The organism is Roseivirga sp. E12, from assembly GCF_017592825.1.
In the GTDB taxonomy this organism is placed as follows: Bacteria; Bacteroidota; Bacteroidia; order Cytophagales; family Cyclobacteriaceae; genus Roseivirga.
This window is the reverse complement of the sequence record NZ_JAGFMD010000008.1, coordinates 94,575-120,139: the sequence shown is the minus strand read 5'-3', so window position 1 is coordinate 120,139 and position 25,565 is coordinate 94,575. Positions and strand designations below refer to the sequence as shown.

The following is a 25,565-nucleotide window of genomic DNA, read 5'->3' as shown; positions in this document are numbered from 1 at the left end:
GCTAGTTCTATTTTGAAGACTAATATAGAAAAACTTGTTCTAGTTTGAAGACTTGATGGTTGAAATTATCCAAGTTCTTGATTGTATCAAGTTTTTTACTCGTTTTGCAAGGAATCTACAGGGTTTTGGCTGGCTGTTTTCCACGTTTGACTAGAAACCAGTGTAAATATGATGAGAGAAAACAGTAAAAATGCCCCAGCGAAATGGTATGTGCTAACAGACAGTGGAACTGCAAAGTCCAGAGGTAGTTCTGAGAATAACAAATATGCCACAGGACATGCAATCAATGCAGCAATGATAAGTTGTAGCAGTGTAGATTTTAGAATTAGTTGTACAACCTGCCGTAAACTTGCTCCAAGCACTTTTCTGACCCCAATTTCCTTCTCTCGGGTCTTGGCTTGGTACATGGCCATGCCGATTTGTCCCATAAGTGTAATGGCCACTATAGCGGCAAAGACAAATATCAAAGCGCGAACAATACCTTTAAACTGCCTCATTCGATTGGCCAATACATCGTCTACAAATACTGGTTGAAAGTCAATATTGGGATAGCGTGTTTTATATAATTCACCTATTTCTCCCAGAGTTCTGGCAAATGATGCTTTGTTAAGTCGCAAGATTAATGTGCCTAATGGATATTCATGGGTGATCATGATAGCAGCAGGTTTGGCTGCCTCAACCGGGTCGGTGAGATTCAAATCACTGATCATACCCATCACTGGATAATAATCAAGACCTAGGGAAAATGTAGTTTCATTAAATCTCCTGATAGAGTCGCTCATACTTGTTGCAAAAGCTCTATTTACCAAAAAGTATGGGCGGTCTTTTATCATTTTCTTATCTGCCAACCATTCTATGGACTGGCTGAATGTAGAAAGGAATCCACTGTCTGCTTGAAGAATTACTGCTGAATGCCGATGAGTCGGATCGTCTATGTGTTGTTTCCTTACACCATAGTATCCGAAAGAGCCAATGAAGGGTATGGCTCTAGTCCCTGCTACTGACTCAATCCCGGTTAATCTCTCAACTTCAGTTCGAAATACAATACTCAAGCTATCGGAGGGAGGTAAGTCCAAGGCTACCAATTGCTCACCACTAAATGGAGTTGTTTGGTTCAAGATCAGGCTGGATTGAGATAGTACCAGTATGCCTAGCGTAAAAACCAAGAGACTAACTGTAACTTGTGTTGTCATTAAGCCTTTCTTTAGAAAGTCAATGGATAATTTGTTTCTCCCAGTCGATTTTCTGAAAAGGCTCATGATTGAGATTCTGGAGAAAAATAGCCCTGGTACAACCCCAGAAATAATTCCAGTCAAGAGTGAAAATGAAAAGAAGAGCAAGACTTGATCGAATGCTAGATGTTCTTGGAAGTTAAAATCTGTAAAAGAAGCCACGCTCGGAACGAGTAACTTGAAAATCAGTAAAGCAAGACCAAAGCCCAGTAACGAGAGTATAGTAGTTTCTATCAGCAGTTGGTATACCAAAGAGTATTTCCCAGTGCCTAAGACTTTGCGAATGCCTACTTCCTTGGCTCTGGATATCGCACTGGCCATTGCGAGGTTGGTATAGTTAAAATTGGCTATGATAAGAATCACAATCATTAGAGCGATAAGCATATTTTGAGCATCACTGCTTAGAAGTGCACCTTTATTTAGACTTGCATTGGACTGTGCTACTTTGTCTAAAGGTTCGAGTAGGTAGTTGTATTCAATTCCCTCATCTTCATTGTTTAATTCTTCGTTGATCTCTTTTGAAAGCTGCGATAGTTTTTCTTGAACATAGGTCGCTTCTATGTTTGGTAGGACTTTGATATATAAGATTTGCATAGTGTGGACTTTCCAGCTTGTATAAAATGGCGAGCCAGTGTGGTCTTCATATTTGCTGTGCAGAAATTCAAAATCTAGATGGGAGACTTTAGCAGGGTCTTCTATTACGCCACTAATGATATAATTGCCAAGACTAGAACCTATGACGGTTTCTTCCTGATAGTATTTGTCCATCACTTTCTTCGTGATAATGATATGCTTCGGATTGTCGAAAAGACTTTCAGCGCTACCCAAAACCATTTCATAGTCGAATATTTTAAAAAAGTCTCTATTGATACCTTGACCGAGGAGATTCCTTCGTGCTCCTTTTAAATAAGCGGCAGTGTACATGACCTGATTTTGAATCAGAGCAATGTTCTCAGCCTCAGGAAGTGCTTCTTGAATTTTTTGATAAAGTGCTATCTGGCTTGTTGCGCTCAGACTAGTACCTTCCAAAGTCTTAGATTCTAGGTTTACTCTGTAGATTCTGTCACCATCTGAAAACTTCTTGTCCAGTTGCTGATTGGAGTAAATGGCATTGATACAAAATAGACAAACGGCAAGAGCCGCGGCAAACCCTATGACGTTAAGTAATGCATATGAAAAGTTTCTTTTCAGGTTTCGAAAACTGATTTTGAAGAAATGGAATAGTAGGGGAGTGCGCATGGTATGATTGATTGAGAGCCTTTTTAAAACAGAAGGTCTCATCATTTTGAAGACCTCCTTTCGGTAAATTCTTTTGGCATGTTGGATACCGAATTTTTCAACGTTGATCTTGAATTCTTCATCTAGGTCGCCTTGCAATTCTTCATAGAGTTCTTCCTTACAGATAAACTCTAGAACCTTAGAGAAGAAGTTGTTGGGAGAGTTTTTGTTACTTCCCATAACCTGGATAGAGTTTTATTTTTGGGATTTGTGACCAAAGTTCGTCTCTGAGCGATCTTGCCTCATGAAGTGCAGTCAAACCAGTATTGGTTACTGTATAGTATCTTTTGCGTCTTCCACCTCGGTCTTCATGTGCTTCGCCTTGTTCTGATGTAATAAATCCCTTTTCCTCTAAGCGGCTAAGGGCTGTGTGTAAAGCCCCTCTGCTTATATCTCGATTCACCTTATTCATGATCTCTTGCTTAATTGTGACACCATAGGCGTTACTATCGAGAGAAAGTATTACTAGTAGTACAACCTCCTGAAATTCTCCTAAATGAGTTCCTTTCATCTAACCTAGTTCTTATATGGAGACAAATATAGAAATATTTGTTCTTAAATGGAGACGAGGTAAAAATTAGATTATAAGACTGCGTTTCTGTTAAAGGCTGGATATGAGGTAGTCTTCCTTCTTATCACCATAAACGGATTCAAACTGAATGTCTATTCTTAAGTTGCCATCCCTTCTTAAACCTTGTACATAGGAGACTAAAGTCAGCTTTTCATTGGCGGCTAAAGTGTAGGAACCAAAAGTGGTGCCTCCAAGACTTTTAATAGTGGGATCGGCAAATGCAAAGGCTTTTTGCCATGCACCAAAGGTGCTGTCGTTGACACTGAAGCTATAGTTTGTAATTAGTGCTGGTCCGGCACCCTTGTTCCAAATCTTTACGCTTATAGTATCTCCTATAGGTTCAACTTCCCAACTCACATAAGGCATCATTGATATTCTGTCATGGTGGCGTTGATGATTGACTTGCCATATTGAAACAACGACTGCTAGCAAAGCGATTATCATTAGCGCGTAGGAGTCTAGCTTGGTAATGAATTTTCGGACCATGATTCGGTTTTTAGTCGTTTCTCAAACTGTTTGCTGGGTTGGCTTTTGCTGCTTTTCTTGCTTGAGTGCCTATGGTAATAAGGGCAATGAAGGATACCAACAAGGCCCCACTCGCCAATTCCCAGAACCCGACTTCTATCCCGTATTCCACGTCTTGTACCACCTTGGTCTTGAACAACTGCATACTGAGTGGTATGGCAACGCCTGCTGCTATGACAATGATGACAAAAAAGTTTTTTGACAGAAGGATTAGCAGGTTGTAAACTGTTGCGCCCAGTACTTTTCTTATAGTGAGCTCTTTGGTGCGAGCCTCTGCCGCGTAGGCGGCCATACCCAGAAGACCTAGCATGGAAATAGAAATGGCTACAATAGCCAGCATGCCGTAAGTTTTCATCGAAGAAGACAAGGTATTGTAGGTGCGTTCTATGGATTCTGAAAAGAATGTGGCATTGAATTCATGGTCAGTGTCTATGCGCTCCCAAGCTTCACTCAGTTTGCTCATAGTGGCCACCATATCGTTACTAGCCACTCTTAAATTCACATTATTAAAGTTGTTGGTCCTTTGTACAAATGAGAAAGGCTCAATTTCGTTGTACACGGTGCCATAGTGGAAGTCTTTTACTACGCCAACAATCCTGAAAGTATCATTATAATAGAAAATGCGTTCCCCTAAGACTTCATCATTGGATGAGTAACCCATTTTTTCAACAAACTGCTCGTTGACAATCATTTGATCATTCACCAGGTCGGTATTGAAGTTTTCTCCTGCCAGTAGTTTATGGCTCATGTTATCAAGATAGTTTTCATCAACCATGATACTGTAGGTATTAATTGAATCGCCATGATTAAGTCGGCTTGCTATGTCTGAATTGAGTGATCCCGTACTTGGGATCATGGATGAAAGCGAGGCTCCTAAGACCTCTGGCACACTCTCAAGAGCGTTCTTCATCAATTTAGGGTCGTTGTCCTGCAATGCAACATTCAATATGTTTTCGGTGGTGTAGCCCAAGTCAAAATTCAGGGCAAAATTATATTGCTTATAGGCTAGGGTAACCAAAATGGCAAAGCCCATTGAGAGGGTGAACTGAATGCCTATAAGGATCTTTCTGATGCCAAATTTACGATTGCCTCCCAGATTTACTGCGCCTTTTAAAATACTAACTGGTTTGAACTGAGTCATCAAAAAGGCAGGAACCATTCCTGATAAAATACCTATGGCTACAGCAAAGGTGAAGAATTGCAGATAAATGTTGGTAGTGAGGTCTAGCGCCACAGTACGTGAGATATAAAAGTTCAATTCTAAAAACTCCGGTCTTATCAACCTGAAAAGGAGGTAAGCAATGCCCAGTGATAAGATTGAAATTAAGATGGCTTCTGCTATAAACTGAGTGAAAATCTGTCCTTTTCGTGCGCCCACAACTTTTCTTACCCCTACCTCTTTGGCGCGTTTTAACGACCGGGCCATAGACAGGTTAGCATAATTGAAGCAAGCAGAGAAAACAACAATCAGCGTTAAAATGATCATTGATCTTACGTTTTCCTTAGGCATCACGGTGTTGATTTGGTTGTATTTACCGTCTCCCGGAAAAATGGATGCTAGAGATTCCATTTTCATTTCGATATTGAATCGTGGACCCTTATTGTTCTCGTCAACAGAAAGCTGATCTAGCCATACTTGAGCTGTTTCAGAAGTAGTGCCTTCTGGCAGAAGTAGGTACACATAGCTGCTCCACATGTTTGTCCAGTCAGAAATCGATCGCCTACCGCGCTCAGAAGTTTGGTAGGTAGCTAAAGAGCCCAATGCCTGAAATTTGAGATGGGAATTGTTAGGAATGTCTTTGAGTACCCCTGTTATCTGAAAAGACTCATGATTGCGCTCCAATATTTCGCCCACTACGTCTTTTCGATTGAAGATGCGCATAGCCGTTGTCTCAGTAATCACTATAGAGTGGGGCTCGTCCAATGCCGTCTCGGGGTTTCCGTAAAGGAGTGGAAAAGTGAATACCTCTAGAAACTCGGCACTCACAAAATATCCCCTAACAGAATGTGTTTGGCCGTCACTTATTATGTCTCCGTTGAGGCTGTTATAGACAGATACAACTTTTTCAATACCTGGAAATTCGTCTCTTAATCTTTGTCCGGCCAGTATTGAGGAAGTTGCATAATGACCAGGATCTCGGTTATCATAAAGGCGGTCGTTGTTCACCCGATAGATGCGATCTCCTTTTTCATGAAATGTATCATAATTATTGATTTCAGTAACAAAGGCAATGGTTATGAGTGCAACAGCCATACTGATGGCAAGCCCAACAATATTGATGGTTGAGAAAAGTTTGTTCTTTAAAAGAGTGCGAAAAGCAACGATGCTGTAATTTCTGAACATGGCAATGTTGTTTAAACGAGTTCGAGTTCGAGTTTTTTTGAGTACTGAAGGCCTGATCATTTTGATCACTTCCTTTTTATATATGCATTTAGCTTTTCTTGACCCTTTCTCCTGGGCATTCATCACATATCTCTCTTCCAGATCACCTTGGAGTTCCTCATAGAATGTATCGTTACAGAGCCATTGAAATAGCCTTGTCCAAAATTTGGGTGGTTGGGATGAGTTATTCAATGCTATGATCTTTGAAGTGTGACTTTTGGTACAGAATTCCATAGATCATCTCTCACCGACTTAGCTTCTTGAAGAGCATTCTTACCCAGGTTGGTGACCTGGTAGTATCGTTTTCTACGTCCACCGCGTTCAGCAGTGGCGCCACCGTATTCTGATGATATAAAGCCTTTTTCATTAAGACGAGTTAGCGCAGTGTGCAAAGCACCCCGGCTTACTTCTCGACCTGTGCGTTTTGCAATCTCATCCTGAATTGTGATGCCGTAGGCGTTTTCGTCAAGAACCAAAATGGTTAAGAGTACTATCTCCTGAAACTCTCCTAAGTAAGTGCCTTTCATAATTTGTTACTTAAATGAAGACCTAATCTATTTATTTAATTCTTAAATGGAGACGAAATAGAAGAAATATTATTACACGGATATATAAAAAGCCCTCTAAGTAGTATGAAAGGGCTTTTTCACTGGGAGGAATTGCGCGTATTATCTTGAAGCAACTTGTCTTGCCCGAGCTTTTGCTTCCTTCTTCACTTGCTTAAAGTTATTCTTAGTAACCTTTTCATCTGTACGTAAGTGATGTTCTATAGCTATAAAGTAATCACTGATAAGTGTCTTGAAACTGCCTTTTGCAATTGGCCCCATAAAGGCTGGTTTCGTGCGGTATTGCATTGTAAATGTCAGCATACTTGTTCCATTTCCTAGATCGTCCACATTGTATACAGCTTTGGTGTATTCAGGATTTACTGGGAACCTTCCTGCTTGCGAAATCTCGTTTGTGAATGACATGGTTTCTGGTGAGTAGTCCACCATTTTCTCCTGTAAATATTGAGTGTGTTTTTCATTGAAGTAACATATTCTTTCCGCCCCCTCACCGGCTTTTAAACTTCCGTTTATAAACTCGGACTCAATAACTTTGGGGTGTGAGTAGGCGACTGCACCATAGTCCTCACCTACCAAAGCCCATACCTTTTGAGCTGGAAAAGGTATGACTTTGGAGATTTCAAATTTCTGGACCTTTTTCATTTTCTTTTTTCTTTTTAGATAATGATAGGGTGAAGGTGTTACAGCTTAGTTCAAATTCAGTAGAGCAATTACTCGTTCATCATTGATAAAATCATCCAGAAACTCCTTTTTGCTGAATTCTTGCTTGTATGGCAATTGACTGTGGAGCTGCATGTATTTTTCTTCCATCAATTCCGACAAGTTGTCTGGGTTCTCAGCGATGTGCTCTTGGAATGTGGCATATTCCTTTTTGTTGAAAAGCAGGTTTTTGCTATCAAGAATCTTTTTCTCAATCACTGCGGTCACCTTTTTATGGCATCGGCATGGGTTGGCTTTGTTGACAAGACCGCACTGATTGTTCATAAAGTTGAAAAGGTCTTTCTTAGCTCTAGAAAGCCTTACTCTGAAGTTTCCTTTGCTAATCCCGAGTATTTCGGCACCTAGGGTATGGTCGGCATTGAAGAGGCCTCCGAGTATATAAACTAGTCTCTGCTCTCTAGTTAGACATAATAGCATGCCTGACATACAGGCCAAGTTCATCTCACGAATTTCACTGGCTTTCTCTTCCTGTTCTAGGATGGTCATTTCAACATCCGCGATGCTATCCAGTCTTTCAGTAAACCCGCCAAAACCCTCATTGACAAGGGTCTCTCTTTTTTGCTTCTTCATTTGAAGGAAGTGGTTAGTCACGATTCTGTATAGCCAGGTCCTGAATTGAGATTCCCCTCTAAACTTCGAAAGGTTGGTAATCACTTTTACCATTACCTCCTGAGTAATGTCTTGAGCATCATCGGGCATTTGTACCATCTTCCAGGCAATATTGTATATGTATGGCTGATGCTTTTTTAGTAGTTTCTCTAATGCACGCTTGTCCCCAGAAAGGGCTTTTTTGATAAGAACTTTGTCGTTTTCATCTGTTGTGTAGTCTGTCAGGAATGGGTTCATCGCTTTTTGCTTTAAGCTATGATGGCAAAACAATGGATGTGTTACAGCTTTTGTGAAAGTAAATAAAAAGCCCAATTCAAATGTGAATTGGGCTTTTCTTTATTCCATTTTCTAATTTACTCAGCCCTCAGGCTTTTAATAGGATTGGATCTAGCCACTTTAATGGTTTGGAAAGTAATGGTTATAAGGGCTATGAACATTAACAATACAACCGGAATGATGAATAACTTGGCCGTGATAGGGATTTTGTAAGCAAAGTCTTGAAGCCAATACTCGATACTAAAGTAGGATAGTGGTATTGCTAGTCCGTTAGCAACCAGAATGAGTACAAGATAATTCTTAGAGAAAAGGTAAGTGATGTGGCTCATTTTGGCCCCTAGAACCTTCCTTATGCCAATTTCCTTAGCCTTTTGTAGCATGCTGAAGGCGGTTAGTCCAAATAAACCCAGGCACGCGGCAACAATGGCAAATACAGCAAAGCTGTTGAAGATTTGACCAAACTCTCGATCTGCTTTGTATTGTTCATTGAAGAAATCATTCATGAAATGATATTCAATTGGATTACCAGGAAAGTTTTCGGCATAAAAACCACTAATAGCACTAATGGTTTCCTCCGTGTTCTGCATGTTGAGTTTTATAGAGAAGTAGTCTTTTGAGGCAACCGTATACATAAAAACACTTGGCGTAATTTTGCTGTGTAGTGACTTCCAATTATGGTCTTTCGTAACGCCTCTGATTGGCATAGTCGTACCGCTGATTACTAGTTTCTCACCGAGTGCTTCTTCGGGCGTTCCTAAATTGTATGCTTCTAGAGTGGCTTCGTTAATGATGGCACCATTAGCCACATTAACATCCTCCGCCTCGTTGATGGGGTCTGAGAAGTCACGGCCGGCAATCATTTCTAGTTCATAGGTGGGTATAAATTCAGAGTCTACCCAGGTTACACTTACGCTCTTTCTACTCGACTTGTCTGCTCCAAACTTGTACATTTCAGTACCCCAGTTATATCCAGCTCCTGGAATGCTTCTAGAGGAGGCAAAACTTTCAACGGCAGCTAGTGCTGAGGTTTCATTTCTAAACTTTTGAAAACTCTCAAACTGTACCCTTGTTCTAGGCCCTTGAACGATGAGTATCTTCTCCATCTCGAAACCAGTAGACTGGTTACGCATGTAGTCGAGCTGCTCTGATACCACATAGGTTCCCGCAATCATCAGTGTGGATATGACAAACTGAAATACTACGAGCACCTTTCTCAACGGGACTTTGCTAGTGCCGAGGTTCTTGTTGCCTTTCAGTGAATCAGTTGTTTTGAAGGCTGACATAACAAAAGCTGGATAGATACCTGCCAGGAGTGGGCCGATGAATATCATACTGCCAATAAGGATTAATGTGACCTGGTTTGTTAAATCAAGTTTGAACTCCTCTCCAATGATGTTACCCATCTTTGGAAGCAGCAAGAAAGCCACGAATACTCCTAATATGGTTGCAAACAGGTTTAGCCAAAAGGACTCCGTAAGAAATTGCTGTATAATCTGTTTCTTAAGGGCACCCATAGCCTTTTTTACACCAACTTCCCGGCTCCTTTCGGCAGCCTTGGCAGTGGAGAGATTAATGAAATTAATCCATGCAATAACCAAAATAAAGGCTCCGATAAGGACTAGAAAATAGATGGAATTCATAGCACCTTCCTCTCCAGTAACATCTGATCTTAGGTGTAAGTCTTGGATGGATTGTAGACTTAGAACCCTCTCTTCGCTGTTTTGCTCCATTTCCTCACCCACATATTTTTGCATAAGCCCAGATACTTTTTCCTCGACCAGACCTTCGGTTGTCTGAGGTATTAATTGGACATAGAGTTCGAAGTTGCTCCATCCCCAAGCTGCTCCATCTGACTTGTATTGACTGTCTTTCATCAGATTGCTCATGGGAAGAAGTATGTCCACTGCTAAATGAGAGTTGTCGGGAAAGTCCGCTATGACTCCAGATATGGTAAAGGCTCCTCGTTCACCCCATGAGCCATCAATATTTAGTATTTCGCCTAGAGGCAATGAGGCGTTCTCTCCAAAGTACTTCCTCCAAATTGACTCTGTTATGATAACAGAATTTGGATTGTCTAAAGCTGTTTTTGGGTTTCCTGATAAGAATTCCAACGAGAACATATCTATGAAAGCAGGCTCTACGAAGATAAGGTCAGTTTCTTGGAATGGGGTAGAGGCAATAGAGTCTTTTACCTTACTCACAATGGCACCATCGTAGTAAAAATGAATGAGTGACGCCTTTTCAATTTCTGGAGCTGCCTCTGTAATTGCAGGGCCTAAGCCAAAGCCTACATTGGGGTCGGTTCCTTGATTCACCCCACTTTGGTGACGGGTCATGTGCACCCGATATAGCTTATCGGAATGCTGAAAGCTGGTATCGAAGCTAAGTTGAAAGGCGACATAATGTGCAATGACCAGGCAAGCGGCAATGCCGAGTGCTAAGCCACTGATATTAATGAAAGAATAAAGCTTGTGCTTGCCTAAATTCCTTAGAGCAATTCTTGAGTTGATACTAAACATACTAATGTTGATTTGAGTTTTGAATAATTTTCGAACCGCGAAGGGCCGAAAGAACCTGATCACATCTAGGGTGTACTTGACCCGGGCCGACCTTGACCCATGTGACGTGTATCTTTGATTAAAGTCTTCTTCAATGTCTCCTGAAATGTCCTCATATAAATCAGGTTTACAGTACCACTTAAGGAACCGTTTGGCATACTTTGGGGGTATATAGTTTTGTGAAGCGCCTTTCAAACTTGCCAGTTTACATTAAAAACTTGCTCAGGAATGGCATTCCACAATTGTTCACGCTGCTGTCTTGTTTCCTGTAGGGTTTTAAGACCGTAGGCGGTGATGGTAAAAAAGCGCTTTCGCTTACCACCCCTGATTTTGGTGGCTTCACCGAAGCTGCTGGTGATAAGACCTTTTTTCTCCAGTCGATTGAGGGCTGCATGTACTGTACTCAATGTCACCTTCCTACTGGTAGTTTCTCTAATCTCATCTTTGATCCCTACTCCATAGGCATTGGGATACAGGGTGCCAATTGTGAGTAAGACCAGCTCTTGAAATTCACCGAGGTTCGTTCCTTTCATAGTTATATAATTCGCATTTGACGATAATATTATTAATTAAATTCGTATTTGACGATATAATAGGTCCAGATTTGTAACTGAACCGTTAGAATTCTGTACTGAACCTGATATAGAAAAGAAAAAGCCTGTCAGTTAAGGACAGGCTTTTCATAAAGATTATTCTGAACGCAGTGTCTGGGCTGGGTTGGATTTAGCCGCCTTCCAGGTTTGACTGCCTATGGTGGTAAAGCCAATAACGAAGATGACCATTACTCCTAGTATGAGTTCCATCACTCCAATGTCTGCCCTATGGGCTTGATCTGACAGCAATACACTATCGAATAAATAGTAAGTACTCGGTATGGCTATTAGGGACGCAATTAGCAATAGCCACATAAAACCTCTTGATAAGAGTCTTATCAGACTACCTTCACTCGCACCTAGCACTTTGCGAATGCTTATCTCTTTGAGCCTTGTCTCAGCGGTATATACACCCATTCCCAATAAGCCAAGTGCAGAGATGGTGATGGTTATGAACGCTAAGAAGCCAACTACTGTGAACATTACTTCAAATTCTGAATAGGCAGCTTCAATGCGATCATCATAAAAACTACCTCTAAATTCGTGCACTTCGTCAAATTCTAACCAGGCTTCCTCAATTTTGCGTCTTGTATCTATGATGTTCTCACTCATGATCTTCAGGTTGAGCATCTGCGCGTTTTGAGGTTGATGTCTAAAAGCAAAGCTCTCAATTTCTGAATCAAGCGTAGCGTAATGGAAGTTCTTGACAACACCCTGTACAATAAGGGAATTGGTAGGTCCAAATTTCAACACTTTACCTATAGCTTCTTCTGGAGTTCCTAGTTTGAATTTATTCAGGATTGTTTCATTGACAATTACTGTTTCTTCCTTTTCAACTCTGTCTTTAGCCACGAAATTGGTTCCCGCCAGTAATTCATGACCCATTAAGGGTATGTATTTGTGATCTATTTGAGATAGATACACGGTTGCTGAGTCAAGACCGTCTTCACTCTTAGCTTGGTTGGCATATCTGTTTCCTGTACTTAGTACGTGTGACGACATTGATATGTCGGTGATTTCTGGAATCTGTTCGAAAACCGCCTTTGTTAAATAAGGGTCGTTACCTGCAAGACTTATGTTGAGTACGTTTTCTGTATCGAAGCCTAGATCAAAATTTAATGCATACTTGAATTGTCTATTGGCTATGCTTGCTGAAATGATAAAGGCCAAAGACAAGGTAAACTGCACCACAATCAAGACTTTTCGCAGATTGATTTTCGAGAATAACCTAGTAGTTGAAGCATCTTTTAATACTTGGATGGCTCTGAGTCGTGAGAGAAATAAAGAAGGAATAAACCCAGCGGAAATACCCACCACAATCGCAAACAACAAGAAGTACAGCAGCATGATAGGCTCATGTTCAAGCTTTAAACTGCGTTGCATTTCAGGGCTCAGATTGAGGAATAATGGCTTCAACAAGAAGAAGAGCAGGTAGGCGAGTATTAAGGAACAAACAGAGATGATGCAGGCCTCGATAGTGAACTGTGTAAAGACTTGTTTCTTACTAGCACCTACTACTTTCCTCACTCCAACTTCTTTGGCTCTTCTTAGTGATCTGGCTATTGATAGATTGGTGTAATTAAAGCCTGCTGACAGAATAACAATAAATGCTAAGACGCCTAGAATCCAAAGGGCTTCGTTTCCAATGCTTTCTCCAAGTTGATTACTCAAATCTGGACCCGACATGATATTGGTTAAAGCCTGAGTGCTCAAAAATATTTTTGTTTGACCCTGTCTTGAATTCTCATCATCTGCTATTGACGTAAGGCGGGCTTGTACCTGATCTATGGTTGTGTTTTTATCTAGTTTGAAATAAGCATAATTGGACCACATGTTATGCCAATTTAACCACCAGTCTTCTTCCGTCTGTTTCTGCTGTTGCTCATAGGTGCTGAATGAAATAAGTGCTGAAAACTTAAAGTGAGAATTAAATGGAGGCTTTTCTACTACACCTGTTACACGATAGCTTTGTTCATTCATTAGTATGGTCTGATCCATCGGGTCCTGACCAGGGAAGAATTTCTCAGCAGTTTCATCCGTTAAAATGACCGAATAAGGTTCTGAAAGTGCTGCTGTCGCGTCACCTCTTAAAAGGTTGAAGGAAAAGACCTTAAAGAAATCGTTGTCTGCCCATGGGGCATTAAATGGGAAAGTGTTGTCGCCAATTTTTGCATCTGCGCTAAAGCTTCTTGTGATGATGGTAGCAGCTTCTAAACCTGGGACTTCTTCCTTCAGCCTGCGACCTGCGAGAATGGAGGTAGAAGCGAATAGGTTAGGTTCGTTGTTCAAATACTTTTGTGCGTTAGTCACTCTATGAATCCTGTCATGATCGGCATGAAAGCGATCATAGTTTTTGACCTCGGAAAACATGGTGATCATTAAGAGGCATACCGACATGCTAATAGCAAGTCCGAAGACATTGATTGCGGAGAAGAGTTTGTTTCGACCGATACTTCTAATTGATGTTTTGAAATAGTTTTTAAACATGATGAATTGAGTTAGTTGACCTAATATTTCTAGTTTTCTGACTGTGTAGGGCTTAAAGAATTTTAAGACATCCATTACATAATTGAAGCGAGCCCTACGGCTACCTTTCGCTTCGAGATTTCTTTCGAAGTATTCATATAAGTCACCCTGAAGGTCTTCGAATAGTTCTGGCTTGCAGTACCATTCCAATAGCCTATTGGCCCACTTGGGTGGATGAACACTTTTGTTTTTCATATAAACTTCAGATTGAATTCTGGTATGACGCTCCAGAACTGGTCTCTTTGCTGTTTTACTTTGGTAAGAGCCACCTTGCCTGCATGAGTAACGGTGAAGAATCGTTTTCTTCGACCGCCTCTTGTGCTAGTCGGGTCTCCCAGATGCGACTTAACAAATCCTTTTTTGTCCAATCGATTGAGCACAGCATGCACTACGCTAAGTTTTACCTTCCTTTCTGTGACCCTTTCTATCTCGTCACAAATGGATACGCTATAGGCATCTTCCATTAAAGCGGCAATGGTTAGCAGTACCACTTCTTCGAATTCTCCTAGGTTAGTTCCTTTCATAAAATTGATTTATTCTCTAAATGTATAAGAAATAGATACAGAAGGACTCATTTATTATACAAAACATGAATATATACTTAGAGTACATTTCGTAGGATAAGGTTACAACCAGAATTTTCCTTGCGAAAGTGTTTGGACTTGAATCGGGATTATGTTGTAGTCAACCGTTCGATTTTGGGTATAAAAAAAGAGCATTCAGTTTTTGAATGCTCTTTTAGAGTTGACAAGTCTTTAAACCGTCATAATGTCTTTCTCTTTAAGCTCAAGCAGATCGTCCAGCTGTTTTACGTATTGATCAGTTAAAGTTTGGACGTCACTTTCGGCTCCTTTGACAGCATCTTCAGAAACTCCTTCTTTCAAAAGTTTCTTGAGCTCATCATTGGCCTCTTTTCGAGCATTTCTGACACTGACCTTAGCATCCTCGGTTACAGCTTTTGACTGCTTTACCAATTGAATCCTACGCTCTTCTGTTAGTTGAGGAACATTTATAATGATGTTTTCACCATCACTTTGGGGGTTGAAGCCTAATCCGCTATTAATAATAGACTTCTCTATTTCTTGAATTGTGGATTTTTCCCAAGGCTTGATAAAGATGGTTCGTGCATCAGGCGTAGTCAAAGCAGCCACTTGATTAATAGGAGTTGGGGTGCCATAGTATTCAACCATTAAGCCGTCAAGCATACTAGGCATGGCTTTGCCTGCACGAATCTTGGCTAATTCTGTTTTGCTACGGACAATGGCCTTGTCCATCATTTCTTTAGCTGTCTCTAAGTAAATCTCAATCTCTTCCATTGGGGTTAGCTTATAAGTGTACCAACTTGCTCGTTTCCATTAACTAGCTTTTCTAAGTTGCCAATTTTATTCATGTCGAAGACAATGATTGGCACATTATTTTCCTGGCATAAAGTAAATGCCGTCATATCCATTATGTTATATCCATTGCGGATAACTTCTTCGAAGCTGAGCTTCTCGAATCTTTTGGCATTAGGATCTTTTTCAGGATCTGCTGAGTAAACACCATCTACACGAGTTCCTTTAAGCACTACATCTGCTTCGATTTCAATAGCCCTTAAGCTTGCGGTTGAATCAGTGGTGAAATAGGGATTACCTATGCCGGCTCCAAAGATGACTATTCGTCCTTTCTCTAGGTGACGGACGGCACGCCTTCTAATGAAGGGTTCGCAAACGGCTTCCATCTTAATGCCAGACATTAAGCGGGTGTACATCCCATGTTTTTCGAGCGTACTTTGAATGGCCATGGCATTGATCACTGTTGCAAGCATGCCCATATAGTCGCCTTGTACTCGATCTATTCCAGAGGCTTCTGCCTGAACACCTCTGTAGATATTGCCACCGCCAATGACTATGGCAATTTCCACTCCAGTATCATGGATTCTTTTAATGTCCAAAGCATACTGCTCTAGTCTAGCCGAGTCAATACCATAATTTTGTTCACCCATTAGGGCTTCACCGCTCAGCTTTAACAATACTCTTTTATAACCCATTTCCACTTTCTAAAATTTTATCAGGATTTGACCCTTTTCTACACTATTTCCTTTTTCAATTTCTATTGAACTCACAGTACCGTCCCCTGGTGCCTTAAGTACGTTTTCCATTTTCATTGCTTCTAAGATCAAGAGTTGATCGCCTTTCTTTACTTCCTGACCGGTCGTGACTAGGATATCTAAAATCAAACCAGGCATTGGGGCCTTCATTTCATTTACTTGAGCAGTATCGAGGTTAGAGATCCCCATTTTCTCTAATAGCATATCCATCTTGTCTTTCAACTCGATTTCAAAAATTGATTTCTCAATTTTAATAGTAGCCGTCTTGGTTGAAGCATTGATATTTAAGATTTCGGCACGGAAGCTCTTATGATCTTTTAATATTAAGAAAGTGCTGTTGCTTTTTTGATTGAGAGACCAGTTGAAGGGTTGGTTATTATAAATCAATTGATCGCCTTCAAATGCTATTGAAACAGTGTCTCCAGAAGAGGATGTGGTCTGATACATTCAGTAGATTTTATTGCTTTGATTGTTTAGAGGAATTAATGATAAACACCTCGCTCGAAATCACGCAAATATATAGAACTATTTTGAATCGTTTGGTGTCAAAGAGAGCCTACTTTTACTAGAGTCTAAAAAAGAAGATGAATGTATTAAAAGGGCAATAGCACCCTTGTGAGGGCTATTTTCGGCCACAGAGAAAAAGGTTCATCTTTTTATTGCAATTATTTGAATAAAATAAAAAAGGGTCTAATTTTGCAGTCCCTTTCGCAGAGAGGGTTTTTTGTGCGCTCTTTAACGTTCTGACAATCAAGGGGGGATACCAAAGCGGCCAACTGGGACGGACTGTAAATCCGTTGTCTTATGACTTCGCAGGTTCGAATCCTGCTCCCCCCACAATGGCTTCCGAAGCTTTTAGCAGAGGAAGTCGCAACTTAGCGAATACAGGTGCTTGCACTGATGTTGAAGTTAAGGTGCACAAGCGGGTGTAGCTCAGTTGGTAGAGCGACAGCCTTCCAAGCTGTAGGTCGCCGGTTCGAACCTGGTCACCCGCTCTGAATTTGAGTTACAAGTTAAAAGTTCAGCACTACAAGTAGTCACTTGAATTAAGGGCTTTTGGAATGTTAACTTAAAAGCCGATGTAGCTCAGGGGTAGAGTGCTTCCTTGGTAAGGAAGAGGTCACGAGTTCAAATCTCGTCATTGGCTCTAATAAAAGAATTAATACGTTGAACCGAAGTACGGTTCATGGCTTAAGAATAGATTATAACATTAATATTAACTAAAATTAATCATGGCTAAAGAAACCTTTGACCGTTCCAAGCCGCACGTTAATATTGGTACTATCGGTCACGTTGACCACGGTAAGACCACATTAACTGCTGCAATTACTACAGTACTGGCAAATGATGGGCTTGCTGAAGTAAAAGATTTCTCTGCGATCGACAACGCTCCTGAGGAAAAAGAGAGAGGTATTACTATTAACACTTCTCACGTTGAGTATCAAACAGAAAACAGACACTATGCACACGTTGACTGTCCAGGTCACGCGGATTATGTGAAAAACATGGTTACGGGTGCTGCACAAATGGATGGCGCTATCCTTGTAGTTGCGGCTACAGATGGTCCAATGCCTCAAACTAGAGAGCATATCCTTTTGGCACGTCAGGTAGGTGTTCCTGCTTTGGTTGTTTTCATGAACAAGGTTGACCTTGTTGATGATGAAGAACTTCTTGAGCTAGTTGAAATGGAAGTAAGAGAATTGCTTTCTTTCTACGAATTCCCTGGTGATGACATTCCTGTTGTTCAAGGGTCTGCTTTAGGTGGATTGAACAACGAAGGTAAGTGGGTAGATAAAATCAAAGAGTTGATGGCAGCTGTGGATGATTACATTCCACTTCCTGAGCGTTTGACTGACAAAGATTTCTTGATGCCTGTAGAGGACGTATTCTCGATCACAGGTCGTGGTACTGTTGCTACTGGTAGAATCGAAAGAGGTGTAATTAACTCTGGAGATCCTGTTGACATTATCGGTATGGGTGCTGAAGACATGAAGTCTACAATCACTGGTGTTGAGATGTTCCGTAAGATTTTGGATAGAGGTGAAGCTGGTGACAATGTAGGTCTATTGCTTAGAGGTATCGAGAAAGCTGATATCAAAAGAGGAATGATCATTTGTAAGCCTGGCTCTGTGAATCCACATGCTCACTTCAAAGCTGAAGTGTATGTGCTTTCAAAAGAAGAAGGTGGACGTCACACTCCATTCTTTAACAAGTACCGTCCTCAGTTCTACTTAAGAACAACTGACGTAACTGGTGAGATCATGCTTCCTGCAGATATCGAAATGGTTATGCCTGGTGATAACGTGACTATCGATGTTAATTTGATTAACAAAGTAGCACTTGAGCCTGGACTGCGTTTCGCGATCAGAGAAGGTGGTAGAACAGTAGGTGCTGGTCAGGTAACTGAAATCCTAGACTAATACTTAAAGTCTTTATAGATTTTTATTACAAACGCGTTTTCGATTTTTCGGAAGCGCGTTTGTTTCGTTATAAATAATTTTCTACATTTGCAGCCCGTTTCGGGCTTCTGTTGCATTTGAAGCGCTTTTTAGAAGATTTTTTCATCCTTCGAAATAGTGTTTTAACTCTTTGACAGTCAAGGGGTTTCAGTAGGAGTCTGGATGGAGTTGAATACGGGTGTAGCTCAGTTGGTAGAGCAGTGGTCTCCAAAACCAAAGGTCGTGAGTTCGAATCTTACCACCCGTGCAAAAAAAAGAAGTAAAACCGATGAGTAAATTAAAGTCCTTTATTACCGCTTCTTATGACGAGATGAGGCATAAAGTAAGCTGGCCAAAATATTCTGATCTTCAGAGTAGTTCTGTGTTAGTATTAGTAGCCTCTTTAATCTTCGCACTCTTTATTGGTGTGATTGATTTAGGGTTCGATGAAATAATGGACTGGTTTTACAAGCTATAAGAAACGATCGAACGATGTCAGAACTAAAGTGGTATATGGTTAGGGCCGTATCAGGCCAGGAAAGAAAAGCGAAAGAATATCTTGAAAACGAGATTGACCGTGAGCAATTCACGGAAGAGATTCCTCAAGTAATGATTCCTTCGGAGAAAGTGTACGAGATCCGTAATGGAAAAAAGAAATCTCGTGACCGTAACATGTTTCCTGGGTACATCATGGTACAAGCTAATCTTGCCAATGGTGAAGTCGTTCACATGATCAAAAATATTCCTGGAATCATAGGGTTCTTAGGTCAAAAGGCTGGCCAAGCTTCCACACCGCCAGTCCCATTACGTCAAGGCGAAGTAGACCGTATCTTAGGTAAGGTTGAAGAGATTGATGATTTTGACGAACAACTAGATTCTCCATACATAGTGGGAGAGACCGTAAAAGTAATGGATGGTCCTTTCAGTGGGTTTACAGGAACTATAGAGGAGGTATTTGAGGAACGAAGAAAACTTAATGTTATGGTTAAGATCTTTGGCCGAAATACACCTGTTGAATTAAGTTACATGCAAGTAGAAAAACAAGATTAATATGGCTAAAGAAATAGCTGGTTATCTGAAGTTGCAAGTCAGGGGTGGCCAAGCCAACCCTTCTCCACCGGTAGGTCCGGCATTAGGTTCGAAAGGACTTAATATCATGGAGTTTTGTAAGCAATTCAACGGACGTACTCAAGATAAGATGGGTCAGGTATTACCTGTACTTGTTACAATCTTCAGTGATAAGTCTTTTGAATTTGTTATCAAAACACCTCCGGCACCAGTAATGCTACTAGAAGCTTCTAAACAAAAGAAAGGTTCAGCTGAATCTAACCGAGTTAAAGTGGGTAGCGTAACCTGGGATCAGGTAAAAGAGATCGCAGAGGTTAAAATGCCGGATTTGAATGCTTTTACTATCGAGTCTGCTATGAAAATGGTGGCTGGTACAGCTAGAAGTATGGGGTTAAGGGTGAGTGGTAAAGCACCTTGGAATAACTAAAGATTTGTACAAATGGCAAAGTTGACAAAAAAGCAAAAATTAGCTTTTAGTAAATATGATCCAGCCAAACAATATGGATTGGACGAGGCAGCAGGCATTGTTAAGGAAATTAACGGTGCTTCTTATGATGCTTCAGTCGATATCGATGTGCGTTTAGGTGTGGATCCTCGAAAAGCTGACCAAATGGTAAGAGGTGTAGTTGCACTTCCCCATGGTACAGGTAAAGAGGTAACGGTGCTTGTGCTTTGTACTCCTGATAAGGAGCAAGAAGCAAAAGACGCAGGTGCAGATTACGTTGGGTTAGACGATTACATTTCTAAAATAGAAGGTGGTTGGACTGATGTTGATGTAATCATCACTATGCCTACTGTAATGGCCAAAGTTGGTCGTTTGGGTAGAGTTTTAGGGCCTAGAAGCCTTATGCCAAACCCGAAAGCAGGAACTGTTACACTTGATGTGGCAAAGGCAGTAAAAGATGTTAAAGGCGGTAAGATCGACTTTAAAGTAGATAAAGCTGGTATTATTCATACAAGCATTGGTAAGTCATCTTTCTCTCCGGAGAAGATCGCTGAGAATGCTAATGAGGTACTTCAGATTATATCTAAGTTAAAGCCAGCTTCTGCAAAAGGTACTTATTTCAAGAGTATCAACATCTCTACTACGCAGAGCCCTGGAGTGAAAATAGATAAGAACTCAATTTCCGGACTATAATCATGAATAGAGTAGAAAAAGCAGCTTTAATTGAAGAGTTGGTACAGAAGTTTTCGGCTAACGACAACTTTTATATCACTGACGCATCCGGAATGTCGGTTGCTCAGACCAACGATTTGAGAAGATTGTGCTTCGAGCGAGGAATCGAGTACAGAGTAGTTAAGAACACTATGGTACAAAAAGCATTGGCTCAGTTAGATACTGACTACGTGCCTTTTGACGACAGTGTATTGAGAGGTTTTACAGGCGTTATGTTCTCAGGTGAGGATTCTAATGCTCCTGCAAAATTGATCAAGGAATTCAGAAAAAAATCAGGCGGAGAATCTCCAATATTAAAAGGCGCTTCCATCGATACAGATCTTTTTATTGGAAACGAGAATCTCGATATGCTAAGTAAGCTTAAGTCTAAGGCTGAGCTAATTGGCGAAGTAATAACAATACTTCAATCACCTGCTAAGAATGTTATTTCAGGACTTAAAGGTTCTGGTGGCAAATTGGCTGGTATTCTCAAGACTTTGTCTGAGCGTGAAAACTAATAATTAACAAGATTTAAAACACTTTATAACAAATAATACAATGGCAGACTTGAAAGAATTTGCAGAACAGTTAGTGAACTTAACTGTAAAAGAAGTTAACGAACTTGCTGACATCCTTAAGGATGAGTACGGTATCGAACCTGCAGCTGCAGCTGTTGCTGTTGCTGGCCCTGCTGCTGGTGGCGGAGACGAAGGTGGTGCTGAAGAGAAATCTGAGTTTGATGTAGTTCTTACTGCAGCTGGTGGTTCTAAACTAGCAGTTGTGAAACTAGTTAAAGAATTAACTGGTCTTGGACTGAAAGACGCTAAGGAAATCGTAGATAGCGCTCCTAAAGCAATCAAAGAAGGTGTAGCTAAAGATGAAGCTGAAGCACTTAAAAAGCAGCTTGAAGAAGCTGGCGCTGAAGTAGAGCTTAAGTAATTTGATTAGCCATTTTTAAAATGGCTTTGGAATAGGCCCTGGTCTCTCGAGATCACGGGTCTTTTCCTGTTTGTATCAATTTAGGGAGCAATCCCTTTTTCTGCATCCTTAGGATGCAATCAAGAATTATTCAATAACAAAAAATATAAGGCCTTGGCTATTCTAGCAAATCAATCAGAAAGAATAAACTTCTCTTCGATTAAATCAATCTTAGATTATCCTGATTTCCTTGATGTGCAGGTAAAGTCTTTTGAAGACTTTTTCCAATTGGAAACACCCGCAGATAAAAGAACACAGGATGGTTTGTTCAAGGTTTTCTCTGAGAACTTTCCTATTTCCGATTCAAGAGAGAATTTCGTTCTTGAATTCGTAGATTATTTGGTTGATCCTCCAAAATATGACGTTGCAGAATGCATCGATCGAGGACTAACCTATTCTGTGCCTTTGAAGGCTAAACTTCGCTTGACTTGTAATGATGAGGATAACGAAGATTTCGAAACTATTGAGCAAGAGGTATTCTTAGGGAATATCCCTTACATGACTGAGAAAGGTTCTTTCGTTGTCAATGGTGCCGAAAGAGTTATTGTATCTCAATTACACAGATCTCCAGGTGTATTCTTTGCGCAGAGCAAGCACACCAACGGAACTCCATTGTATTCAGCGAGAATTATTCCTTTCAAGGGATCGTGGATTGAATTTGCTACTGATGTAAACAGCGTAATGTATGCTTACATCGATAGAAAGAAGAAGTTCCCAGTAACCACTCTTTTAAGAGCGATCGGTTACGGAACTGATAAAGACATTTTAGATCTATTCGGTTTATCTGAAGAGATCTCGCCAAAGAAGGCCACTTTGAAAAAAGCAATTGGTCGTAAACTGGCGGCAAGAGTGCTGAGAACATGGGTAGAAGATTTCGTGGATGAGGATACTGGAGAAGTAGTGTCTATCCATAGAAATGAAGTGTTGCTGGAAAGAGATTCAGTACTTGCTGAAGAGCATGTGGATATGATTATCGAAGCAGATGTTGATTCTGTGATTCTTCACAGAGAAGATATCAATATTGCTGATTACACGATTATCTACAATACGCTTTCAAAAGATAATTCTAACTCAGAAAAAGAAGCTGTAGAGCAAATCTATCGTCAGTTGAGAAATACTGATGCGCCAGATGAGCAAACTGCGCGTGACATTATTCAGTCACTCTTCTTCTCTGATAAGAGATATAACCTTGGTGAAGTAGGACGATACAGAATCAACAAGAAACTAGATCTTGATATTGATTCTGAGAAGCTTGTTCTTACTACTCAAGACATCATTTCTATTGTGAAGTATTTGATCGGTTTGATCAACTCAAAAGCAATTGTGGATGATATTGATCACCTTTCTAACAGAAGGGTAAGAACTGTAGGTGAGCAGCTTTATGCTCAGTTCGGTGTTGGTCTGGCTCGTATGGCTAGAACAATCAAAGAAAGAATGAACGTTCGTGATAATGAGGATTTCAAACCTGTTGATCTGATCAACGCGAGAACCTTGTCTTCTGTAATTAACTCTTTCTTTGGAACCAACCAGTTATCTCAGTTCATGGATCAAACAAATCCACTAGCCGAGATTACTCACAAAAGAAGAATGTCAGCTTTGGGTCCCGGTGGACTTTCAAGAGAAAGAGCTGGTTTTGAGGTACGTGACGTTCACTATACTCACTACGGTCGTCTTTGTACTATTGAGACACCAGAAGGTCCAAACATTGGTTTGATTTCATCTCTTTGTGTACATGCTAAAGTAAATAGCATGGGATTCATTGAGACGCCATATAGAAAAGTAGAAAGCGGTAAGGTTAACATGTCTGACGATGTGATTTACCTAACGGCTGAAGAGGAAGATACTCACAATATTGCTCAGGCAAATGCTCCTATTAAGGATGCGGGTAACTTCTTAAACGATAAAGTAAAAGCGAGATACGAAGGTGACTTCCCTGTAGTAGAGCCAAAAGAGCTTAGTTATATGGATGTTGCACCTAACCAGATTGTTTCGGTTGCTGCTTCATTGATTCCATTCTTGGAGCATGATGATGCGAACCGTGCTTTGATGGGATCGAACATGCAACGTCAAGCTGTGCCGCTATTGAAGCCTGAGGCTCCAATTGTGGGTACAGGTTTAGAGGCAAGAGCAGCTCGTGACTCTAGAACTTTGATTATTGCAGAAGAAACTGGAGTAGTTGACTTTGTTGATGCTACGAAAATTGTGATCAAATACGATCAGTCGAAAGACGATCAATTGGTCAATTTCGATACTGAATACAAAACTTACGATCTAATTAAGTTCCAAAGAACTAACCAAGACACAACTGTTAACCTGAAGCCAATTGTGCTAAAGGGTGAGAAGGTTGTGAAAGGCCAGGTCCTTTGTGAAGGTTACTCTACTGAAAAAGGTGAGTTGGCACTAGGTAAGAACTTGAGAGTGGCTTACATGCCATGGCAAGGTTACAACTTTGAGGATGCGATCGTAATTTCTGAAAGAGTAGTAAGAGACGATATCTATACTTCGATTCACATCGATGAGTATGAGTTGGAAGTAAGAGATACAAAACGTGGTCAAGAAGAATTGACTTCTGAGATTCCTAACGTAAGTGAGGAAGCTGTCAAAAACCTTGATGAGAATGGTATTATCCGAATTGGTGCTGAAATCAAAGAAGGAGATATCCTGATTGGTAAGATCACACCAAAGGGAGAAACTGATCCAACACCAGAAGAGAAGCTTTTAAGAGCAATCTTCGGTGATAAAGCAGGTGATGTTAAAGATGCTTCATTGAAAGCTTCTCCTTCGTTAAGAGGAGTGGTGATCGATACGAAATTGTTCTCTCGTCCTAAGAAAGATAAAGATCTACGTGCTAAGTCTAAGAAAGAAGTAGAAGTACTAAAAGCACAATACAGTAAAGACTTACTAGCTGTTAGGACTCAGATCATTGAAAAAATGTCTCAGTTACTTGACGGTAAAGGATGTAGTGGCGTAACGCACAAATTTGGAGATGAGATTATCTCTAAAGGAGTGAAGTTCAATAAGAATAACATCTCTCAGAACCTTTTCCCTGAAAAGAATATCTACAGAGATGAGAGTAACTATAGCGTTCAGGAAGAAGTAAACTTGATCTCTGACCTTAACCTTGATGGTTGGACAGAAGACAAGAAGACGAACGACCTGATCGTGAAGATGGTTAAAAACTATAACCTGAAACGTAATGAAATCACTGGTGAGTTTAAGCGTCAGCGTTTCACAATCGAAGTAGGTGATGAGTTGCCAACAGGTATCGTGCAGTTGGCTAAAGTCTATGTTGCTAAGAAGCGTAAGCTGAAAGTTGGTGATAAGATGGCGGGTCGTCACGGTAACAAAGGTGTTGTTGCAAGAATTGTAAGAGAAGAGGATATGCCATTCTTAGAAGATGGAACTCCAATGGATATCGTATTGAATCCACTAGGTGTACCTTCTAGGATGAATATCGGTCAGATTTATGAGACCGTATTGGCATGGGCTGGTTTGAAACTTGGTAGAAAATATGCTACTCCGATTTTTGATGGGGCAAGCATGGAAGAAGTGGAAGCTGAATTGGCTGAAGCAGGCTTACCAAGTGCAGGACGTGAATACCTAAATGACGGATTGAGCGGACAGCGTTTCGACCAACCTGTAACTGTAGGTATCGCATACATGCTGAAACTAGGCCACTTGGTTGATGATAAGATGCACGCAAGGTCTATTGGACCTTACTCATTGATTACTCAACAACCACTTGGTGGTAAAGCACAATTCGGTGGTCAGCGTTTTGGAGAGATGGAAGTATGGGCACTCGAGGCATTCGGTGCATCACACGTTCTTCAAGAAATTCTGACAGTAAAATCAGATGACGTAATCGGTAGAGCGAAAGCTTACGAAGCGATTGTTAAGGGAGATTCTATTCCTAAGCCAAATATTCCTGAATCATTCAATGTATTGGTTCACGAGCTTAGAGGTCTCGCATTAGAAATCACTTTAGACTAATTACAAAAT

Annotated in this window: 22 protein-coding genes, 4 tRNA genes and 1 pseudogene; 12 read left to right on the top strand and 15 right to left on the bottom strand. The window is 40.7% G+C overall.

Going from position 1 to position 25,565, the window contains the following annotated elements; all coding sequences use genetic code 11:
- Positions 1-95: 95 nt before the first annotated feature.
- From J4E76_RS16765 to J4E76_RS16700, 15 genes and pseudogenes are all read right to left on the bottom strand, one after another.
- On the bottom strand, positions 96-2,690 hold the full coding sequence (locus J4E76_RS16765) for an FtsX-like permease family protein (RefSeq protein WP_208505938.1): 2,595 nt from the start codon (positions 2,688-2,690) through the stop codon (positions 96-98).
- Entirely contained in the window at positions 2,680-3,021 is a 342-nt protein-coding gene (locus J4E76_RS16760; protein ID WP_208505937.1) for a PadR family transcriptional regulator, read from the bottom strand. The genes J4E76_RS16765 and J4E76_RS16760 overlap by 11 nt, the downstream gene beginning before the upstream one ends.
- Positions 3,022-3,111: 90 nt before the next feature.
- A complete protein-coding gene (locus J4E76_RS16755; RefSeq protein ID WP_208505936.1) occupies positions 3,112-3,567 on the bottom strand; it encodes a hypothetical protein in 456 nt (151 codons plus the stop codon).
- 10 nt (positions 3,568-3,577) lie between these two features.
- On the bottom strand, positions 3,578-5,950 hold the full coding sequence (locus tag J4E76_RS16750) for an ABC transporter permease (RefSeq protein WP_208505935.1): 2,373 nt from the start codon (positions 5,948-5,950) through the stop codon (positions 3,578-3,580).
- A 42-nt stretch (positions 5,951-5,992) separates the two neighbouring features.
- Positions 5,993-6,223: pseudogene (locus tag J4E76_RS21220) on the bottom strand (permease prefix domain 2-containing transporter); the annotation flags it as partial.
- Positions 6,184-6,516 carry a PadR family transcriptional regulator gene (locus J4E76_RS16745; RefSeq protein ID WP_208505934.1) on the bottom strand — a complete coding sequence of 111 codons (333 nt, stop codon included), beginning with the start codon at positions 6,514-6,516 and terminating at the stop codon, positions 6,184-6,186. The gene J4E76_RS16745 and the pseudogene J4E76_RS21220, both read right to left, overlap by 40 nt.
- Before the next feature lie 141 nt (positions 6,517-6,657).
- Positions 6,658-7,197: an SRPBCC family protein gene (locus J4E76_RS16740; RefSeq protein WP_208505933.1), complete on the bottom strand. Its 540-nt coding sequence runs from the start codon at positions 7,195-7,197 to the stop codon at positions 6,658-6,660.
- A 45-nt stretch (positions 7,198-7,242) separates the two neighbouring features.
- Positions 7,243-8,121, bottom strand: a complete 879-nt coding sequence (locus J4E76_RS16735) for an RNA polymerase sigma factor (protein ID WP_208505932.1) — start codon at positions 8,119-8,121, stop codon at positions 7,243-7,245.
- A 116-nt stretch (positions 8,122-8,237) separates the two neighbouring features.
- Complete coding sequence (locus tag J4E76_RS16730) at positions 8,238-10,913, bottom strand: ABC transporter permease (protein WP_208505931.1); 2,676 nt, start codon at positions 10,911-10,913, stop codon at positions 8,238-8,240.
- Entirely contained in the window at positions 10,910-11,251 is a 342-nt protein-coding gene (locus J4E76_RS16725) for a PadR family transcriptional regulator (RefSeq protein WP_208505930.1), read from the bottom strand. The genes J4E76_RS16730 and J4E76_RS16725 overlap by 4 nt, the downstream gene beginning before the upstream one ends.
- Positions 11,252-11,407: 156 nt before the next feature.
- Positions 11,408-14,032 (bottom strand): ABC transporter permease, encoded by a 2,625-nt coding sequence (locus J4E76_RS16720; RefSeq protein ID WP_208505929.1) that lies wholly within the window; start codon positions 14,030-14,032, stop codon positions 11,408-11,410.
- Positions 14,029-14,361 (bottom strand): PadR family transcriptional regulator, encoded by a 333-nt coding sequence (locus J4E76_RS16715; protein ID WP_208505928.1) that lies wholly within the window; start codon positions 14,359-14,361, stop codon positions 14,029-14,031. The genes J4E76_RS16720 and J4E76_RS16715 overlap by 4 nt, the downstream gene beginning before the upstream one ends.
- 231 nt (positions 14,362-14,592) lie before the next feature.
- Positions 14,593-15,153 (bottom strand): ribosome recycling factor, encoded by a 561-nt coding sequence (gene frr / locus J4E76_RS16710; protein WP_208505927.1) that lies wholly within the window; start codon positions 15,151-15,153, stop codon positions 14,593-14,595.
- A gap of 5 nt (positions 15,154-15,158) precedes the next feature.
- A complete protein-coding gene (gene pyrH / locus J4E76_RS16705) occupies positions 15,159-15,866 on the bottom strand; it encodes a UMP kinase (RefSeq protein WP_208505926.1) in 708 nt (235 codons plus the stop codon).
- 9 nt (positions 15,867-15,875) lie between these two features.
- Complete coding sequence (locus tag J4E76_RS16700; RefSeq protein ID WP_208505925.1) at positions 15,876-16,373, bottom strand: acetyl-CoA carboxylase biotin carboxyl carrier protein subunit; 498 nt, start codon at positions 16,371-16,373, stop codon at positions 15,876-15,878.
- A 307-nt stretch (positions 16,374-16,680) separates the two neighbouring features.
- Between J4E76_RS16700 and J4E76_RS16695 the strand changes: the two genes are divergently transcribed.
- The 12 genes from J4E76_RS16695 (at position 16,681) to rpoB (ending at position 25,556) form a co-directional block, all read left to right on the top strand.
- Positions 16,681-16,763, top strand: a tRNA-Tyr gene (locus J4E76_RS16695).
- Positions 16,764-16,848: 85 nt separating this feature from the next.
- Positions 16,849-16,921: transfer RNA gene (locus J4E76_RS16690), tRNA-Gly, on the top strand.
- 80 nt (positions 16,922-17,001) lie between these two features.
- Positions 17,002-17,073 (top strand) — tRNA-Thr (locus tag J4E76_RS16685).
- Between the two features lie 85 nt (positions 17,074-17,158).
- On the top strand, positions 17,159-18,346 hold the full coding sequence (gene tuf, locus J4E76_RS16680; protein ID WP_208505924.1) for an elongation factor Tu: 1,188 nt from the start codon (positions 17,159-17,161) through the stop codon (positions 18,344-18,346).
- A gap of 213 nt (positions 18,347-18,559) precedes the next feature.
- Positions 18,560-18,632, top strand: a tRNA-Trp gene (locus J4E76_RS16675).
- A gap of 21 nt (positions 18,633-18,653) precedes the next feature.
- Positions 18,654-18,842 carry a preprotein translocase subunit SecE gene (gene secE / locus J4E76_RS16670; protein ID WP_069843986.1) on the top strand — a complete coding sequence of 63 codons (189 nt, stop codon included), beginning with the start codon at positions 18,654-18,656 and terminating at the stop codon, positions 18,840-18,842.
- Between the two features lie 14 nt (positions 18,843-18,856).
- Positions 18,857-19,414: a transcription termination/antitermination protein NusG gene (gene nusG / locus J4E76_RS16665; protein ID WP_069843987.1), complete on the top strand. Its 558-nt coding sequence runs from the start codon at positions 18,857-18,859 to the stop codon at positions 19,412-19,414.
- Position 19,415: 1 nt separating this feature from the next.
- Complete coding sequence (rplK, locus tag J4E76_RS16660; RefSeq protein ID WP_208505923.1) at positions 19,416-19,859, top strand: 50S ribosomal protein L11; 444 nt, start codon at positions 19,416-19,418, stop codon at positions 19,857-19,859.
- Positions 19,860-19,871: 12 nt separating this feature from the next.
- A complete protein-coding gene (rplA, locus tag J4E76_RS16655) occupies positions 19,872-20,570 on the top strand; it encodes a 50S ribosomal protein L1 (RefSeq protein WP_208505922.1) in 699 nt (232 codons plus the stop codon).
- A gap of 2 nt (positions 20,571-20,572) precedes the next feature.
- Positions 20,573-21,106 (top strand): 50S ribosomal protein L10, encoded by a 534-nt coding sequence (gene rplJ, locus J4E76_RS16650; protein WP_208505921.1) that lies wholly within the window; start codon positions 20,573-20,575, stop codon positions 21,104-21,106.
- Positions 21,107-21,146: 40 nt separating this feature from the next.
- Positions 21,147-21,527, top strand: coding sequence for a 50S ribosomal protein L7/L12 (gene rplL, locus J4E76_RS16645; RefSeq protein WP_208505920.1), 381 nt, complete (start codon positions 21,147-21,149; stop codon positions 21,525-21,527).
- Between the two features lie 153 nt (positions 21,528-21,680).
- Entirely contained in the window at positions 21,681-25,556 is a 3,876-nt protein-coding gene (rpoB, locus tag J4E76_RS16640) for a DNA-directed RNA polymerase subunit beta (protein ID WP_236017523.1), read from the top strand.
- Positions 25,557-25,565 lie beyond the last annotated feature (9 nt).